Source organism: Ruegeria sp. YTSA075 (genome assembly GCF_059610245.1).
The window spans coordinates 203100-217698 of record NZ_JBXWNG010000002.1 but is presented as its reverse complement, the minus strand read 5'-3'; the positions used below and the strand labels follow the sequence as shown (position 1 = coordinate 217698).

At 55.6% G+C, this 14599-nt stretch carries 13 protein-coding genes; 3 read left to right on the top strand and 10 right to left on the bottom strand.

Translation table 11 applies throughout. From position 1 onward, the window contains the following. Window position 1: 1 nt before the first annotated feature. The 7 genes from AC2FGE_RS04175 to AC2FGE_RS04145 all read right to left on the bottom strand — a co-directional run bounded on the left by AC2FGE_RS04175 (window position 2) and on the right by AC2FGE_RS04145 (window position 7395). The gene (locus AC2FGE_RS04175; protein ID WP_496817938.1) at window positions 2-1054 is read right to left on the bottom strand and encodes an ester cyclase; all 1053 of its coding nucleotides are present in this window, start codon (window positions 1052-1054) and stop codon (window positions 2-4) included. Then, entirely contained in the window at window positions 1051-2382 is a 1332-nt protein-coding gene (hisD, locus tag AC2FGE_RS04170; protein WP_496817937.1) for a histidinol dehydrogenase, read from the bottom strand. Before hisD ends, AC2FGE_RS04175 begins: the two co-directional genes overlap by 4 nt. A gap of 11 nt (window positions 2383-2393) precedes the next feature. After that, window positions 2394-2924, bottom strand: a complete 531-nt coding sequence (locus AC2FGE_RS04165) for an ester cyclase (RefSeq protein ID WP_496817935.1) — start codon at window positions 2922-2924, stop codon at window positions 2394-2396. Between the two features lie 134 nt (window positions 2925-3058). Then, window positions 3059-3940, bottom strand: a complete 882-nt coding sequence (locus AC2FGE_RS04160; RefSeq protein ID WP_170535375.1) for a carbohydrate ABC transporter permease — start codon at window positions 3938-3940, stop codon at window positions 3059-3061. A gap of 1 nt (window position 3941) precedes the next feature. Further along, a complete protein-coding gene (locus tag AC2FGE_RS04155) occupies window positions 3942-4970 on the bottom strand; it encodes a carbohydrate ABC transporter permease (protein ID WP_496817934.1) in 1029 nt (342 codons plus the stop codon). 65 nt (window positions 4971-5035) lie between these two features. Beyond that, a complete protein-coding gene (locus AC2FGE_RS04150) occupies window positions 5036-6262 on the bottom strand; it encodes an ABC transporter substrate-binding protein (protein WP_496817932.1) in 1227 nt (408 codons plus the stop codon). Between the two features lie 83 nt (window positions 6263-6345). After that, window positions 6346-7395 carry an ABC transporter ATP-binding protein gene (locus AC2FGE_RS04145; protein WP_496817931.1) on the bottom strand — a complete coding sequence of 350 codons (1050 nt, stop codon included), beginning with the start codon at window positions 7393-7395 and terminating at the stop codon, window positions 6346-6348. A 146-nt stretch (window positions 7396-7541) separates the two neighbouring features. Between AC2FGE_RS04145 and AC2FGE_RS04140 the strand changes: the two genes are divergently transcribed. Then, window positions 7542-8543 (top strand): nuclear transport factor 2 family protein, encoded by a 1002-nt coding sequence (locus tag AC2FGE_RS04140; protein WP_496817930.1) that lies wholly within the window; start codon window positions 7542-7544, stop codon window positions 8541-8543. After that, the gene (locus AC2FGE_RS04135; protein ID WP_496817929.1) at window positions 8540-9454 is read left to right on the top strand and encodes an amidohydrolase family protein; all 915 of its coding nucleotides are present in this window, start codon (window positions 8540-8542) and stop codon (window positions 9452-9454) included. The genes AC2FGE_RS04140 and AC2FGE_RS04135 overlap by 4 nt, the downstream gene beginning before the upstream one ends. A gap of 98 nt (window positions 9455-9552) precedes the next feature. On the opposite strand, the gene AC2FGE_RS04130 is transcribed toward AC2FGE_RS04135, so the two are convergent. From AC2FGE_RS04130 to AC2FGE_RS04120, 3 genes are all read right to left on the bottom strand, one after another. Further along, entirely contained in the window at window positions 9553-10671 is a 1119-nt protein-coding gene (locus AC2FGE_RS04130; RefSeq protein ID WP_496817928.1) for a P-loop NTPase family protein, read from the bottom strand. A 10-nt stretch (window positions 10672-10681) separates the two neighbouring features. Further along, window positions 10682-12787 (bottom strand): dynamin family protein, encoded by a 2106-nt coding sequence (locus AC2FGE_RS04125; protein ID WP_496817927.1) that lies wholly within the window; start codon window positions 12785-12787, stop codon window positions 10682-10684. A gap of 173 nt (window positions 12788-12960) precedes the next feature. After that, on the bottom strand, window positions 12961-13317 hold the full coding sequence (locus tag AC2FGE_RS04120) for a roadblock/LC7 domain-containing protein (RefSeq protein ID WP_496817925.1): 357 nt from the start codon (window positions 13315-13317) through the stop codon (window positions 12961-12963). Between the two features lie 460 nt (window positions 13318-13777). Between AC2FGE_RS04120 and phnX the strand changes: the two genes are divergently transcribed. Next, complete coding sequence (gene phnX / locus AC2FGE_RS04115) at window positions 13778-14563, top strand: phosphonoacetaldehyde hydrolase (RefSeq protein ID WP_496817924.1); 786 nt, start codon at window positions 13778-13780, stop codon at window positions 14561-14563. The last annotated feature ends 36 nt before the right edge of the window (window positions 14564-14599 follow it).

The window sequence follows — 14599 nt, the reverse complement described above, 5'->3', positions numbered from 1 at the left end:
CCTAAGCCTCGCCAACCGGAAACGGAATTTCACCCGGAACGCGGGCTTTGTTGAATTCGCCCAGTCGGGCAAAGACGTCAACACCAAGCTGCCGATAGACATCCAGCAGGTCGACCAGCACCCAGTTTTCGCGGATCAGGCCATTTTCAAGCCGCCAGAAATCAAGCGACCGCAAGCTGATCCGTTTGTCCGATGGTGCGATGCCCATCCACCCACCATGGGTGACGGTCTGGATCATGTTTGGCCAGCCGGTAACGGCCACGTAGTCGGCATCACCAAAGAAATGATGGGTAACATCATCGGCATGTTGCCCGCGATCCGGCATGCCATTCAGAAACGGTATCTGGTGCCAGTTGCGGAACCCGGCGATCCCCCGTGCGGTGCCGATGCCAGCAGGGCCGTACCAATTCATGCGCGGATGCCAGAACCGCTGCATCTCCATCACCTCTGGGCCACCCTGTTTTGGGTGTTTGGTGAGGTATGCCAACATCTCTAGGATATGATCACAGGACGCCTTTGACTGTGCCTCGTTCCACGGGCCGGGAACGATCCCATCCTGTGTTGCCGGACCCGGCACGCAGAATTCCAGCCCCAAGGACGGCGCCATCGGCCAAGCCTTGGCCTGCATCATGACTTCGGGGATATCCCAGATCGCCTGAGCCTCGACCACCTGACTTTCGGTGATCCGGTAGAATTCGTGAAACCGCATATGGGTCAAATGACCAGTAGGAGGTATATCCAGCCATGGCACAACAAAAGTGCCGTAGTAGTGCCCCCCGCACCCGATCCAGTCATCCCCATGCTCGGTTCGGCCACCAACAACGATCCAGTCCCGCCGTTCCAGATCGGGCATCGCCCTCAACAGCGGCGCATAGCAGGTCTGATACAGCTCTTGCGGACCAACCAGATCGCCAAAAGGGCATGGCATATGAATTGTGGCATCCGAGGCAAGCGCGCCGTTAAGCGCCGCTTGCACCCGAACATCATCAAAATCGTGCATCGCCGCGCGAAGCGGCGCAATCAGCGCTTTATTCGCTGAATGCACGTCACTCATTCTGCAGCCTCGCGATAGGGTGCGCCTTCGCCATAAGGCACATTGATCCCGCCGTAGCGGCGCACCCTGATATTACATTGCTCGGCATGGCCAACAAAGCCTTCCAGCATACACAGGCGCGAGCCAAACTCGCCAATCATGGTCGCGGCCTCATCGGTGGTGACCTTCTGATAGCTATGAGTTTTCATGAACTTACCAACCCAGAGACCACCGGTATAGCGCCCGGCCTTCTTGGTCGGCAGGGTGTGGTTGGTCCCGATCACCTTGTCACCATTTGCCACATTGGTCCGTGGCCCAAGGAACAGCGCGCCATAGCAGGTCATGTTCTCCAGGAACCAGTCATCACGATCCGTCATCACCTGCACATGTTCGGAGGCGATGTCATCTGCCACTTGCAGCATTTCGTCATAGGTGTCGCAGACGATCACCTCGCCGTATTCGTCCCAGCTGACCCGCGCAGTACCCGAGGTTGGCAGGATACCCAGAATGCGCTCAACCTCGGCCAATGTATCTTCGGCCAGTTTGCGCGAATTGGTCAGCAACACGCAGGGGCTGTTATACCCGTGTTCGGCCTGCCCTAGCAGATCGGTCGCGCAAAGCTCCGCATCGGCGGCAGTTTCATCGGCGATGACCATGGTCTCGGTCGGCCCTGCGAACAGGTCGATACCCACACGACCAAACAGCTGGCGTTTGGCTTCGGCGACAAAGGCGTTGCCGGGGCCCACCAGCATATGCACAGGCTCAATCGTTTCGGTGCCAATTGCCATTGCGCCCACGGCCTGAATACCGCCCATGACATAAATCTCATGCGCGCCGCCCAGATGCATCGCCGCGATTACAGCTGCATTTGGCTTGCCATTAAACGGAGGGGTACAGGCGATGATCCGCGGCACTCCAGCCACTTTGGCAGTGGCCACCGACATATGCGCCGAAGCGACCATGGGAAACTTACCGCCAGGCACATAGCAACCCACCGACTGTACAGGGATGTTCTTGTGGCCCAGGATCACACCGGGCAGCGTTTCGACCTCGATATCCAGCATCGACTCCCGCTGTGCCTGCGCAAAGTTCATCACCTGCGCTTGCGCAAACTTGATATCCGCCAGTTCTCGGTCAGACAGCGAAGCAATCAGATCATCAATCTGCCGCTGGCTCAGGCGATAGCTTTTGGGCGAATAATTGTCGAACTTCTCGGACAGCTCACGCACAGCCGCATCGCCGCGCGTTTCGATGTCTTTCAGGGTTGCCTCGACGACGGCGCGTGTTTTGGCGTCATCCTCGGCCCTGTCTGCCTCGGGTTTGCCGCGTTTGAGATATTCGATGGCCATTGTCCTGATCCTCAGTTGTCGGGCCGGGGCGGAGTTCTCTCTCCCCGGTCGAATGTTTCCCAGCCCTGCCCGTTGAACAGATCAACGCCAAGCTGGGCAGCAACATGGGCGAAATCGACATTCACCCAATTGTCGACGATCTTTCCGTCGACAACTTTCCAGAAATCCATGTACCGGATTTCAACTCTTTTCCCGGTGGGCGCGATCCCCAGAAACTCACCGGAATGGGTGGCTTCCTGGCGGCCAAAGGCGGCCGCCCATTCCCCCATGTAAAGACGCGCCTCGTCGATGCAGGTCTTTTCCGAGAACGCCGCCTGGAACGGGCGTTGCCAGTTTTCCTGAAACTCCTGCAGGCCGGTCTTGGTGCCGCAGCCTTGATTGCCCATCCAGCGAAAGCCTTGGGCGAAAAATTCGCCAATATCGTCGATGCGGTGATCGTTCAGCCCGTCGACCATGCCCTCGATAACAGCGCGGGTTTCTTCTGTTTTGCTCATATCCGTGTCTTTGGTCAGCACGGCCTGTTCGGGGCGGGAACCCTTCATATTTCGCGTCCTTCAATAATACTTCTGAGATATTCCTGTCGAAAAAAGTGGTCAGTCCCCTGACAGAAAATCTCTTGGCAACCGGTTAAGCGCCGGGTGACGCCCAAGGGCTTTATATCTTGCATTCGCGCTCATCAGCCCTTGACCGCCCCGGCGGTCAGGCCACCTACAATCTGGCGCTGGAAGAACATAACCAGGATGAACAGAGGCACAGTGGCTGAAACCACGGCGGCGACCGCAAACATCACATTCCCTTCGGTTTGGGTGGTCCCGAGGAACGCCGCGATGGCGGGCACCATGGTGCGGTTGCTTTCAGACAGCAGCATCGCGCCAACGGCAAAGTCATTATAGGCCAGCAAGAATGAGAACAGTCCGGTGGTAATCACGCCCGGCCACATCACCGGAATGATCACACGGCGGAATGCCTGAAACTGGTTGCAGCCATCGACTTTGGCGCTCTCGTCCAACTCGCTTGGGATGTTCTTGAAGAAAGAATGCAGCATCCACAGGGTGAACGGCTGGTTAATCGCCACTAGCACGATGATTGTGGTCGGCAGGATACCCCAGATGTTCCACTCAAAAAAAGGCAGCAGATAGCCTGAAACCAGCGTGATCGGCGGCATGGCGCGGAAGATCAGCGCCGTGATCAATAGCCAGAACGTGTAGTTATAGGATGACCGCGACAGCGCATAGCCCCCCAGTGTGCCGATGGTCAGCGAGATGGTGACCACAAAGAAACACACGATCCCAGTATTCAGAACGTTGCGCCAGAACTCCTCTTGGATCCACGCACCCTCATATCCGGTGGTGGTGAAGGGCGAGCCATAGACTGCCTCGGTCCGAGCACCGGTCAGGGCATTGGTCCAGTCGGCGATCGAGAAGAAATCAAGTTCAACCTTGAACGAACCCCAGACCGTCCACAGGAATGGAAAGGCAGCTAGAACAAACCAAAGGAGCACGAACAGGGACGAGGCGACCCGAAGGCTTGTGGGCATTCTTTGTGCGCGGCTGGCCATGTTATCGTGCTCCTTTAAAGTCGCGCCAGGTGCGGACAAGCACGGGCGACAAAAGAATGGCGACCCCGATTATCGTCATCACCGAGGTTGCGGCTGCGGATGACAGCTGTCGGGTTTCGCCGCCAAGGTCGTCGAATATGAAGGTGCTGAGGGATTGCGCATGCGCCTGGGCGCTAAAGCCGATGATTGGTTCAAACACCTTGAAATTGTCCATCAGCTGGATCAGAGCCACAAACGTGACCAGCGGCATAAGATGCGGAACGACCACAAACTTGACCTGTTGCCAACGGGTTGCGCCGTCAATCTGCGCGGCCTCGATCTGGTCCTGTGGCAGCGTTTGCAGCCCGGCATAGAACACGACGAAAGCAAATGGGGCCGAGCTCCAGACGCCGTATACCATCAAGGCCACCCACATCAGCCCGGTCGAGGCCTTGAGGCTGAAATTCGGATCTCCGGCCATGTACACAAGGGCGTTTCCGATAACACCGCGACTGTCGATCATCCAGAACAGGATCAGCGAACCGATCAGCGGCGTGACGATCATGGGCAGAAGCGAGAAGAAGATCATCAGCCCTTTGAGGTGCCGATGCAGCGAATTCACGGCCAGCGCAATCACCAGCCCCAGCAGGATCGTCAGCGGCGTCACAATGAAGGTGAATGTCAGCGTAAACGCCATTGCGCGATAGAATGGCAGGTTGCTCAGATCCGAGAAAAAACCACCCCAGCTTTCATTTGCCGCCCACATCTGGCTGATTTCCTGAATTGCCAGGTGGCCACGGTCAAAATAGATGCCCAGCCCAACAAACCGGCCCAAAGGTTGAGCCTTGCGCAGAGCGGCAGTGGCCTCCTGGTCGATGGTCGTTTCTGTGGTGCAGCCGATCAGCGGGGTGCAGCTTTCAACCTCCAGCAAAACGGCAGGATGTGGTGCGAAGATCGATTGGATCACCACCGACACGATGGGCATGGCGATGAACAGCAACATCGCAAGTCCTGTGGGCAGGAAGAACCAAAGAAATGTCTTATGGCGCATGTTGCAATCCTCGCGTCGTTTGGTTTGTGCGGGCGGCCATCAGAGGCGCCCGCACAAGGGGCCTCTTACTGCAGATAGCCTTGCTCAATCGCGGCAGCGCGATAGGCGGCCTCGACATCGGCAAGCGCCTGTTCAGCGCTTTCCTTACCCTGCATGAAGTCCGCAAGTTCGTTGCCAAGCGCACTGTGCATCAGGCCCATGTAAGGCAGCATCGGATAGGCAGGTGTGCCCATTTTGGCTGCTGCAAACACGCCTTCGGCATCAGCGGCGGGCTCGTAGCCTTCGATCAACCAGACCGCCAGCGGCGTGGTCTCATCGTTCAGCATGTCCGGACGGATACCGTGTTTCATGGCGATGAACGTGGCTTCGGCCTCTTCATCCGAGATGTTTTTGCCAACAGTCCAGCCATCCCACCACAGGGTCGATGCAGGAATTTCGCCGCCGCCAACGGTCAGCGGTGCGCCAATTGCGTGGCCATCAATCACCTCTTGCAGCACACCTTCGGTGGACGTCTGCTGCGATGCGCGCGACCCCCACATGTTCATGATCGCAACATTACCCGCACGGTATTCGGCGTTGGTGGCGTTCGAGTCATGGGTCAGGAAGTCGGGGTTCATGTATTCCGACAGGGCCTTCATCATGTTCAAAGCGTTGACACCAGCCTCGGAATTCACACTGGGCTCAGCCGTGCCGGGTTTAAAGTGCTGGCCGCCATAACCCAGGAACATATTGTTGAATTCCTGCGCCAAGTTCCAACCCGATGCGTAGGCACCGCCGACCGGATTCTGCATGATGCCCTGCTCGCGAATAGCCTCGGCCACTTCGAGCATTTCTTCGTAGGTGGTTGGCACTTCGACACCGGCCTGTTCCAGCACATCCTTACGGTACATCAGGTGCTGCGCATTCGCCATGAAGGCGACGGCCATGATGTCATCGCCAATCTTGATCAACTGTCCCGGCTGCAGATCCTGACCATGCTGTTCCACCAGATCGTTCAGCGGGCGGATGACGTCTTCGTTCATCAACGCCACGATCGAGCTGTTGGCGATGATGGCGCTTGTGTATTCCGACGGGTTGCCAGACAGACCGGCCACGTTGATGGTCTGATGCTCGGATGTCAGGTTGGATTCAACCGACGCCCCTGTGCATTCCTTTGCACCGGCCGCAACCGCCTGAATGGCCGCGAATTCGTTGCCAACGATGTTGACCCGACCGCCAATTTCGCAGGCATATCCTGCACTTGCGGCAAAGGCGGCGACTGAGCCAGCCAACGCTATTCTCTTTAGAAACATAATACTTCTCCCTAGATGAAATGGGTGCACCTTCGAAGTCTGCACCCGGGTTTGTCCCGTCGTTGCGGGCTTGGTTTCACCGTTCAACCGGTCAGGCGCGCCCCTGTTTGAGCATCAAACAAGTGGCAATGATCGGTGTGGATATGGATCGAAACCTGATCGTCGATTTCGGCCCGATACGTCTTGTCCGCCTTGACCGAGACCAGCGCGCCACCGATGCGAACCGAAACCATGGTGCTGTCGCCCAACAGCTCTTGGGTGTAGATCGTGGCGTTTATTTCGCCGCCGCTTTCCACGACATTCGCGTCTTCGGCGCGAAAGCCCAGGGTGATCGGGCCATCGGGCGCGTTCAACCCATGCACCTCGGTGCTCTGGGCACGGAACACGCCGCCCTGAACCTCACCATCGACAAGGTTCATCGCCGGGTTACCGATAAAGCTGGCGACAAATGTGTTTGCTGGTTCATCATAGATATCGGTCGGAGAGCCGACCTGCTGTACAACCCCTTGCTTCATGATCACCACGCGATCCGCCAGCGTCATCGCTTCGATCTGGTCATGGGTCACGTAGATGGTGGTGACTGCGAGCTCATGGCTCAGGTTCTTAATCTGCGCGCGCGTCGAAACCCGCAGCTTGGCGTCAAGGTTCGACAGCGGCTCGTCCATCAGGAACACGTTCGGTTCGCGCACGATGGCACGCGCCAAAGCAACCCGCTGACGCTGACCACCGGACAGTTCCGCCGGTTTGCGATGCAGGAAGTCATCCAGTTCGACCATGGCCGAGGCGCGACGTACCTTTTCATCATGGGAAGCTGGATCAATGCCGCGAACTTTCAGCGGAAAGCGAATGTTTTCATAGACATTCATGTTCGGATAAAGCGCATAGGACTGAAACACCATGGCGACATCGCGGTCCTTAGGCTCCATATCATTGACGCGTGCACCGTCGATCAGGATGTCGCCTTCGCTCGCGTCTTCGAGCCCTGCAATCATGCGCATCGTCGTGGTCTTGCCGCATCCAGAGGGGCCAAGAAGCACCAGAAATTCCTTATCGGCAATTGTCAGATCAAAATTGTCCACGCCGACAAATGATCCCCAACGCTTACCGACATTGCGAAGTTGAATTTCGGCCATTCTGTCCTCCCTTGCGCATTCATTATGCATACGCTTGCAGAAGCATAGACATTCAGAAAAGCCTATGGCAAGCTTTTTTTGCATGCGAATGCAAACTCTAAGGTCGGCACCACCAAATCATCACTAACACATTGAAAGATAATAGAATGCCATATGAATCCGAGAAAGAACTTGTCCTCGGTTTTTACGAAGCGCTGAGTCGATGTGAGAACACGTCCATTGTGGAAACACTCGCGAACCACTGCGCTGATGGGATTGTGTGGCGGGGATTCCACCCCTTCAATGAACTACAAGGAATCTATGAAGTCGCTCGTATATTCTGGCAACCACTCAGGTCCAGCCTGACCGGTTTGCAGCGCCGGATGGACGTGTTCATGGCGGGCGCGAACGAGATCGACGGGTTCAATTCGGTCTGGGTGGTCTCGATGGGTCATCTGATGGGCTTGTTCGACACAAGCTGGCTGGGCATCCCGCCCACTGGCAAGATGGCCTTCCTGCGCTATTGCGAATTCAACAGGGTAGAGAACGGTAAGATCACTGAAACAGCGATGTATTTCGACATCCCACATCTGATGATGCAGGCGGGTCTGCAACCCTTCCCTCCGCAAACCGCCGCTCAATTGGTTCAACCCGGACCGATGACACATGATGGCCTGATGCTCGGCCCACAACCTGCCGAAGAAGGTGACCGGACCCTGGCCACGATTAACAAGATGATCGCCGATCTTGGGCGTTGGGATAGCGGCCTGAGCCTTGAGGATGAACTGCGCCGCACGTGGTGTGAGGATATGATATGGTGGGGTCCCTCGGGCATTGGCGCGACCTACACGATCGAACGCTATGCAAAACAACACGCCGGGCCATTCCGTACGTCGTTTGCCGAGCGCTCCAAGACCAATCACATCTGCCGCATGGCTGAAGGGCATTATGGCGGTTTCTTTGGCTGGCCGAACTTCACGGCACGCCCCACCGGCGGGTTCATGGGTATGCCTGCGACCGATAAGGCGGGTGAGTTCCGAGTTATCGATATCTATCGACGCTCCGGGGACAAGCTGGCGGAAAACTGGATATTCATCGATCTTCTGCATTTCTGGAAACAACAAGGGGTCGATATTCTGGCTCGGATGGCCGAGGTACCCAAAACATGACCGATTGGATCGACGCCCATCACCATCTTTGGGACCTGAAAGCCGTACACTACCCCTGGCTAATGGCGCGAGGCGTCGAACGGTTCTTTGGTGACCCGACACCTATTCAGCGCGACTATCCATTGACCGAATTCCGGTCAGAGGCCGCTGCTTGCGGTATTCGCGCCTCGGTTCATATTCAGGTGGGCGCTGAAAACGGGCTGCAAGAGGCCCAATGGGTACAATCCGTGGCCGATGCCAACCCGGACTGGCCCATGGCTCAAGTGGTGTTTTGTGATCTGACGTCACCGGATTTGCCCGCGCAGTTGGACCGTTTCCAAACATTGCCAACGGTGCGGGGCGTCCGCCAGATCGTCGGCCGCGCCCCGGGTGAGGATGCGCAGACAGGCACCAACACGCTGCTGGATCACCCAGATTTCCTAAGCGGCTTGGCGCAGGCGGGTCAGCGCGGTCTCAGCTTTGACCTGCAGCTTATTCCCGAACTGATGGAAAAAACCGCCCGCGTGTTGGAACAAGCGCCTGACACGCCTGTCGCCCTTTGCCACGCGGGATCACCCCATGACCGCAGCACAGCCGGCCTGAAGGACTGGGCCCAGCGATTACGCGGCCTGTCTGATCTGCCCCACGTCACCTGCAAACTGTCTGGATTGGGGATGTTCGATCATTGCTGGACCACTGATAGCATTCGCCCGATCATCGAAGAATGTCTGGATCAATTCGGGCCTAAGCGCGTTATGTTCGGGTCGAATTTTCCCGTCGACAAGCTTTATGGCGACTACACCACGCTGATGCGCGCATATCAAAAACTGATCCCGGTCGACGCGCACTCGGCTGTTTTTCGAGAGACTGCCGAGCGCTTCTATGATCTCAACCCATTTGCGCGAGATGTTATCACTGAGAGCCGCTACTAGCCTGTAGCAAAACGCATCTCACCAACTGATCATAGTGGATCACATCAGCCGGACCATGGTCACCTGTTTACTGGTGCAATTGCGAAGCCGCTGGGCGATCACACAGATGTGCCAAGCGCTTCGCAAATCCCGAAAAACTGCTTTCGCGCCAAGCCCATGTTGCTCGTCTTTTTGTCGAAAGCGGCAAAGAACGCAGCGTCTCCCGCACCTGTCTTGCTGACAAACACAAAATACTCGCTGAGTTCGAGCTGTATTTGTGTCTCATCAGAAACCTGACCTTGGTAGAAAGGCTGGTGCGTCAGCGTTTTCAGGACGTCCTCGGCAAACACAGAGATCGCAGTGCAGATGTCTTTTTCACCATAGAACAAGGTTTCCGATCCCGACGCCTCAGGATACAGCAGACCCGCCGCGCAGATTGCTGGAACCGTCTTGAGCCGGTCCTCGAGCCCAACGCTGCCAGGTGCCTCAACTTCTTCGACTTCGGGTCTATCCACTTCTACACTTTCGACCGGAGGGTCCGAAAAGACACCACCGACCAGAGTCGACAAAAGAGCCGACCCACCTGTTCCCTGCCACCCTTCTTCTTCATATTGAGAGAAGTCGATCAGATCGCTGTCACCATACATAAAGTGGAAGTCTTCGAAATAGTCCTGCGCTTCGGCCTGTAGCCGTTTCAGGATCTTATCCCGATCCGAGTGCGATTTCAGCATATCGGTTCTGGACACCACCGCGAGCCGACGCGGCGGGCAGTACTGCGCCAGCTTCTGAACTGCGTCCCGCTCACTCAGCCGCCAGGCTTGCGAGGCGATGGTGGTCCAAATCAGCGTATCGGCGTCCCGTATGATCGCCTGGGCCTCGTCGCTTATTTTGGAGCTTCGATCCATCGGAATCTCAGCGATTTCAACGGAGTTCAGATGTGTCTTGGTGTGAAACACTGTCAGGCTGGCAATACCTTTCAGGTCGCGGCACTGGGAAAAACTGGTGAAGATGGCCTTGCCACCGGATTTGAACCTCGCCAGAATACCCGCCTGTTTTGCGTATCGAAAAATGATGAGCGGGCGCTCACCACTGACCAACCCATAAGACAGGGTGGTCTCGCGCAACAGCGTGTTGATGACGGTCGATTTTCCAGAACCAACCTCACCGCACACAACAACCCTATGCGCCGAACGCGTGACTTCCGGTAGTGGCATCTCTCTCACCGCGTCAAAAGACATTCCTGATCGCCTACGCACTCATTGGCGTCGAATAGGACACCTTGCTCTCTATCGCGGTCAGGGCATCCAACTTGCTTTGGGCGCTCGACCGCTGCTTGCGCAGCTTGTCAGACAGCAATGACAGGTTTTTGGGAGATTCCACAAGCTCCATGAGCGTTTTCCTGTCCCGCTCGAGCAAGCTGATGTATTTTTCGACCTGGCTTTCCGCCAATCTCGAACTGACCAGAACTTTACCCATTGCTGCGTCAAACCGCTCGGACAGGGCCATGGCATAGGCATTCAGAAGGTCAACAAACCCGTTGTACAGCTCGTCTTTCATCAGGGTCTGAATCGCCGACATGGATTGATCCACATCTACTTTGTTTTTCTTCCAGAATTCCCAGCTGCTGCGCAGGTAGACAGTTGCTTCAAGGGACTTCTTTTTCAGTACAAGCGAAGACGAGAAGCCGCGATTTGGCAAATCGTCCAATGAAATCGCCTTGGCCTGCTCCCCAAGCGAGCCGCTGATTGTGTCGAGGGAAGCCCGTTGATACGCGGCAACGATGGCATCAATTCTCTCGCGGGTGTCGTCATAGGCTTTAGAGGCCAATTCGCGGATCGAAGCGCCAATTGGCAGGATATCGATCTCGAACCCCACCGGCTTGTCACCTGACTCGCTGGCCCCCAGAAACAGGTTTTGAACGACTTCTTTCTGCGTTTCCACAAAGGTTTGGATTTCCTTGTGAAACTGCGCATCCAAAAAGTCCCGTGCATCCAGGATCGTGGACTGGGCCTGGCTTTCAGCACTTGTTTTCAGGCTTTCGAACTTCGCGGCAACTTCGCGAACCAGCTCTACTTCTTTGTCAATTTCGCTGACCGCCGCCAGAACGTTGTTGGATTCGACCTTGTTCAGATGCGCCTCGATTGTTTCATGCTCTCGCTGCGCAGACAGTTTCAGGCTGTTAACCTCGGTATCAATGTCTCGGGCCAACCGGTCGATACGCTGGGTCCCGTGTGGGCTGTCCATCAGGTCGGAAATCTCGCGCTTTACAGCGTCGAGCCCGACAAAACGCGCGATCTTTTCCTCATATGTCCGCAGCCCGCCGGCCCCGACTGCATCGAGATAGGCATCCAGCTGTTCCGGCTCCACTACATCTTCAAGCTTGTGACCATCGGACAGATGAGCCCCCAAATACGCGCTGCCCGCGATCACGGTGAAATTTGATGAGGGAATAGCCTTGGACAGTCGAAGGGTTACGTCTTCGATCACCTCGGGGACTTCGGTTTCGTATCGGCTGAGTTCGTCAATACGGTTGATGAAGATGATGATGTGCTTGTCATCCTGCGCGGACAACGTGTTCAGCAGCGCAAGATCCACGTTGGTCAGTGCCTGATGCACGGACAGGACCATCAGATAGATATCGGCAGTATCGAGGTTTCGGCACGTGTATTCATCCCGCACCAGGAACGGATCGTTCACCCCGGGCGTGTCCGAGATGATGATTGGCGACAGGAATTCCGGCTTGCGCATATAGATATCCGCCTGCTTGGTCAAAGCGGAATAGCGGCCAGAGGACGAGGTCGCCTCACTCCCGTCCGCCTCAACCCCGACACAGACATAGCGGCCCATCAGATCCGGGGTCAGAAAGTCATATTCATGTTTCGATCCAAGCAGCGCATCATAATGCTTACCCAATCGCTTTTTGGCGGCCGACTGCAATTCCTGCCCCTGGCTCTTCAGAACTTCGCTGTCGAAACCAGGTAGCATCTCGGCCAATTTCTGGAACGCCTCTGGCGATTCTTCGGTAATGCGTTTCCAATCATGGTCATCAAAAAATTCGAATGACGCGCCTTGTGTCGGATCACCCGGCACATTGATACGCAGATTGGTTATGGCGGATGTCCAGGGGTTCACATCTGTAGGGAACAGACCTGTCTCACCAAGAAACGCGTTCAAAAAGGTGGATTTTCCAGATTTAACCTGCCCAATGATCGCAACCCTGGTTGCGCAGTTCTTGAAACGGGTTTTGATATCGGCAAGCCGTGAGTTCGATTTCAGATTGCTTGCTTTTTCCAATTCAGACAACACATCGCGGATACTGTCGATTTTCTTCTTTTGCAGAGGTGCGATGTTCATGTGTTTCCTACCTTTGGATTATACTCACATAAAGCTTCGTGCTGGGATCGAACGCGGCACAGAAGGGTACGTCTAAAGTTTAGCCGCCGCCATGATCAGGATTTTAAATACGCGAACCTGACTTCGGCCGGGGGGGGGGTGGCTGGGTGGCATGACGCCACCCAATACGCACCTTAGATGCTCAGGGTTTCTTCAACTTTACGTACGTTCAAACGTGCCATCGCAAGGTTTGCCTGTTTCTTGCTCAGCGCAACATAGATGAAGATGCTGGAGTTCGACGACAGCGGACGGATCAGGTGATACTGAGTGTCCAGAGTGATCAGGATGTCTTCGATCTTTTCTTTCAGACCCAGCGCTTCGATGGCTGCGTTCTTTGCGCGGACGACTTCAGTGTTGGCAGCGCCAGCAGCTTCCAGATCGAATTTACCGGCACCTGCTTCGGCGGCCAGCATCATGCCGGATTCACTATCGACGAGGCATGCGCCGATGAAACCGGCGATATCTTTGAGTGGTGAGATGTCAGTGGACATGTATTTCTTGCTCCATGTTTTGGTAGGCAAGATTTGGATATCTATTGTGTCAAATTCGAGGTAAATGGGTGTTTAGAACGGGGTTTGTGCACCACTCACTAACCAGTGACTTTATCTCTCCATCAGGTTTTTCTTTCTCACAAAACTTACATTAATATCAATGTGATATAAAGAAATTCCCTTGAAACAAAAGATGATTAGAGTGCAGGAATTTCTTATCCTTTAGGTTGAATCGCCAAAAAAGTTGCCGCAAGGGCAACCTTAGCCATGACAATGGTACGCAACGTCGGGCACTCAGTTTCATGTCCGCATAGATACTGCGCGGGGATGATGCCCGCGCAGTTACTCGCAGCGGCGAGGACCTGTCCAGCAACACGCGCAATCGTCTCTGCCTAAAACAGTGCAACACTGATCAGATTATGCAACAAAGCGGCCAACGCCTCGAACACAGGGAACTCTTATGAACCACTTCAAAGCCGTCGTATTTGACTGGGCAGGAACAATGGTTGACTTTGGCTCATTCGCGCCAATGGGTGTTTTTGTCAAAGCATTCGCGCAGTTTGATATCAAGGCCACCATCGAACAGGCGCGCGCGCCCATGGGGGCGCCGAAGTGGGATCACATCCGCACAATGATGGATATGCCAGAGATTGCCGCGCAGTGGACGGCGAAGTACGGCGCAGCCCCGTCAGACGCAGATGTCGACAAGGTCTATCAGGTCTTCGTTCCGATGAATGAAAAAGTGGCCGCCGACTATGCTGATCTTGTTCCCGGAGGCAAAGCCGCGATTGATGAGCTGCGGGCGATGGGCCTCAAGATCGGTTCAACAACGGGATACACCCGATCCATCATGGAGCATGTGCTGCCAGTGGCAGCGCGCCAAGGGTACGCGCCTGACAATCTGGTCTGTTCGGACGACTTGCCCGAAGGTCGCCCCGGCCCTTTGGGTATGTATAAATGCATGGTCGATCTGGTGGCCTACCCACCGTCAGCGATCATCAAGGTCGATGATACCGAACCGGGCATCAAGGAAGGTGTCGCTGCTGGCTGTATTACTGTCGGGGTGTCCCTATCGGGCAATGCAGTTGGCAAAACACCCGAAGAGTTGAGTGCGCTGTCAGACGCAGAAATCGATCACCTTCGCACGCGCGCAACACAGATGCTCAAGGACGCCGGGGCCGATTACGTCATCGACACAGTGGCCGACCTGCCCGCTTTGATCAGGCAGCTGAACGCCGCCGCCTGACGCAAACTGAACCTTCTAAAAGAGGTTTTGCGCATC

Bases quoted from the DNA above. Each gene is read 5' to 3' on its own strand.
- AC2FGE_RS04175 (WP_496817938.1), bottom strand. From the start codon at position 1,054: ATGAGTGACGTGCATTCAGCGAATAAAGCGCTGATTGCGCCGCTTCGC.
- AC2FGE_RS04165 (WP_496817935.1), bottom strand. From the start codon at position 2,924: ATGAAGGGTTCCCGCCCCGAACAGGCCGTGCTGACCAAAGACACGGAT.
- AC2FGE_RS04140 (WP_496817930.1), top strand. From the start codon at position 7,542: ATGCCATATGAATCCGAGAAAGAACTTGTCCTCGGTTTTTACGAAGCG.
- AC2FGE_RS04135 (WP_496817929.1), top strand. From the start codon at position 8,540: ATGACCGATTGGATCGACGCCCATCACCATCTTTGGGACCTGAAAGCC.
- hisD (WP_496817937.1), bottom strand. From the start codon at position 2,382: ATGGCCATCGAATATCTCAAACGCGGCAAACCCGAGGCAGACAGGGCC.
- AC2FGE_RS04125 (WP_496817927.1), bottom strand. From the start codon at position 12,787: ATGAACATCGCACCTCTGCAAAAGAAGAAAATCGACAGTATCCGCGAT.
- AC2FGE_RS04155 (WP_496817934.1), bottom strand. From the start codon at position 4,970: ATGCGCCATAAGACATTTCTTTGGTTCTTCCTGCCCACAGGACTTGCG.
- phnX (WP_496817924.1), top strand. From the start codon at position 13,778: ATGAACCACTTCAAAGCCGTCGTATTTGACTGGGCAGGAACAATGGTT.
- AC2FGE_RS04145 (WP_496817931.1), bottom strand. From the start codon at position 7,395: ATGGCCGAAATTCAACTTCGCAATGTCGGTAAGCGTTGGGGATCATTT.
- AC2FGE_RS04130 (WP_496817928.1), bottom strand. From the start codon at position 10,671: ATGTCTTTTGACGCGGTGAGAGAGATGCCACTACCGGAAGTCACGCGT.
- AC2FGE_RS04160 (WP_170535375.1), bottom strand. From the start codon at position 3,940: ATGGCCAGCCGCGCACAAAGAATGCCCACAAGCCTTCGGGTCGCCTCG.
- AC2FGE_RS04150 (WP_496817932.1), bottom strand. From the start codon at position 6,262: ATGTTTCTAAAGAGAATAGCGTTGGCTGGCTCAGTCGCCGCCTTTGCC.
- AC2FGE_RS04120 (WP_496817925.1), bottom strand. From the start codon at position 13,317: ATGTCCACTGACATCTCACCACTCAAAGATATCGCCGGTTTCATCGGC.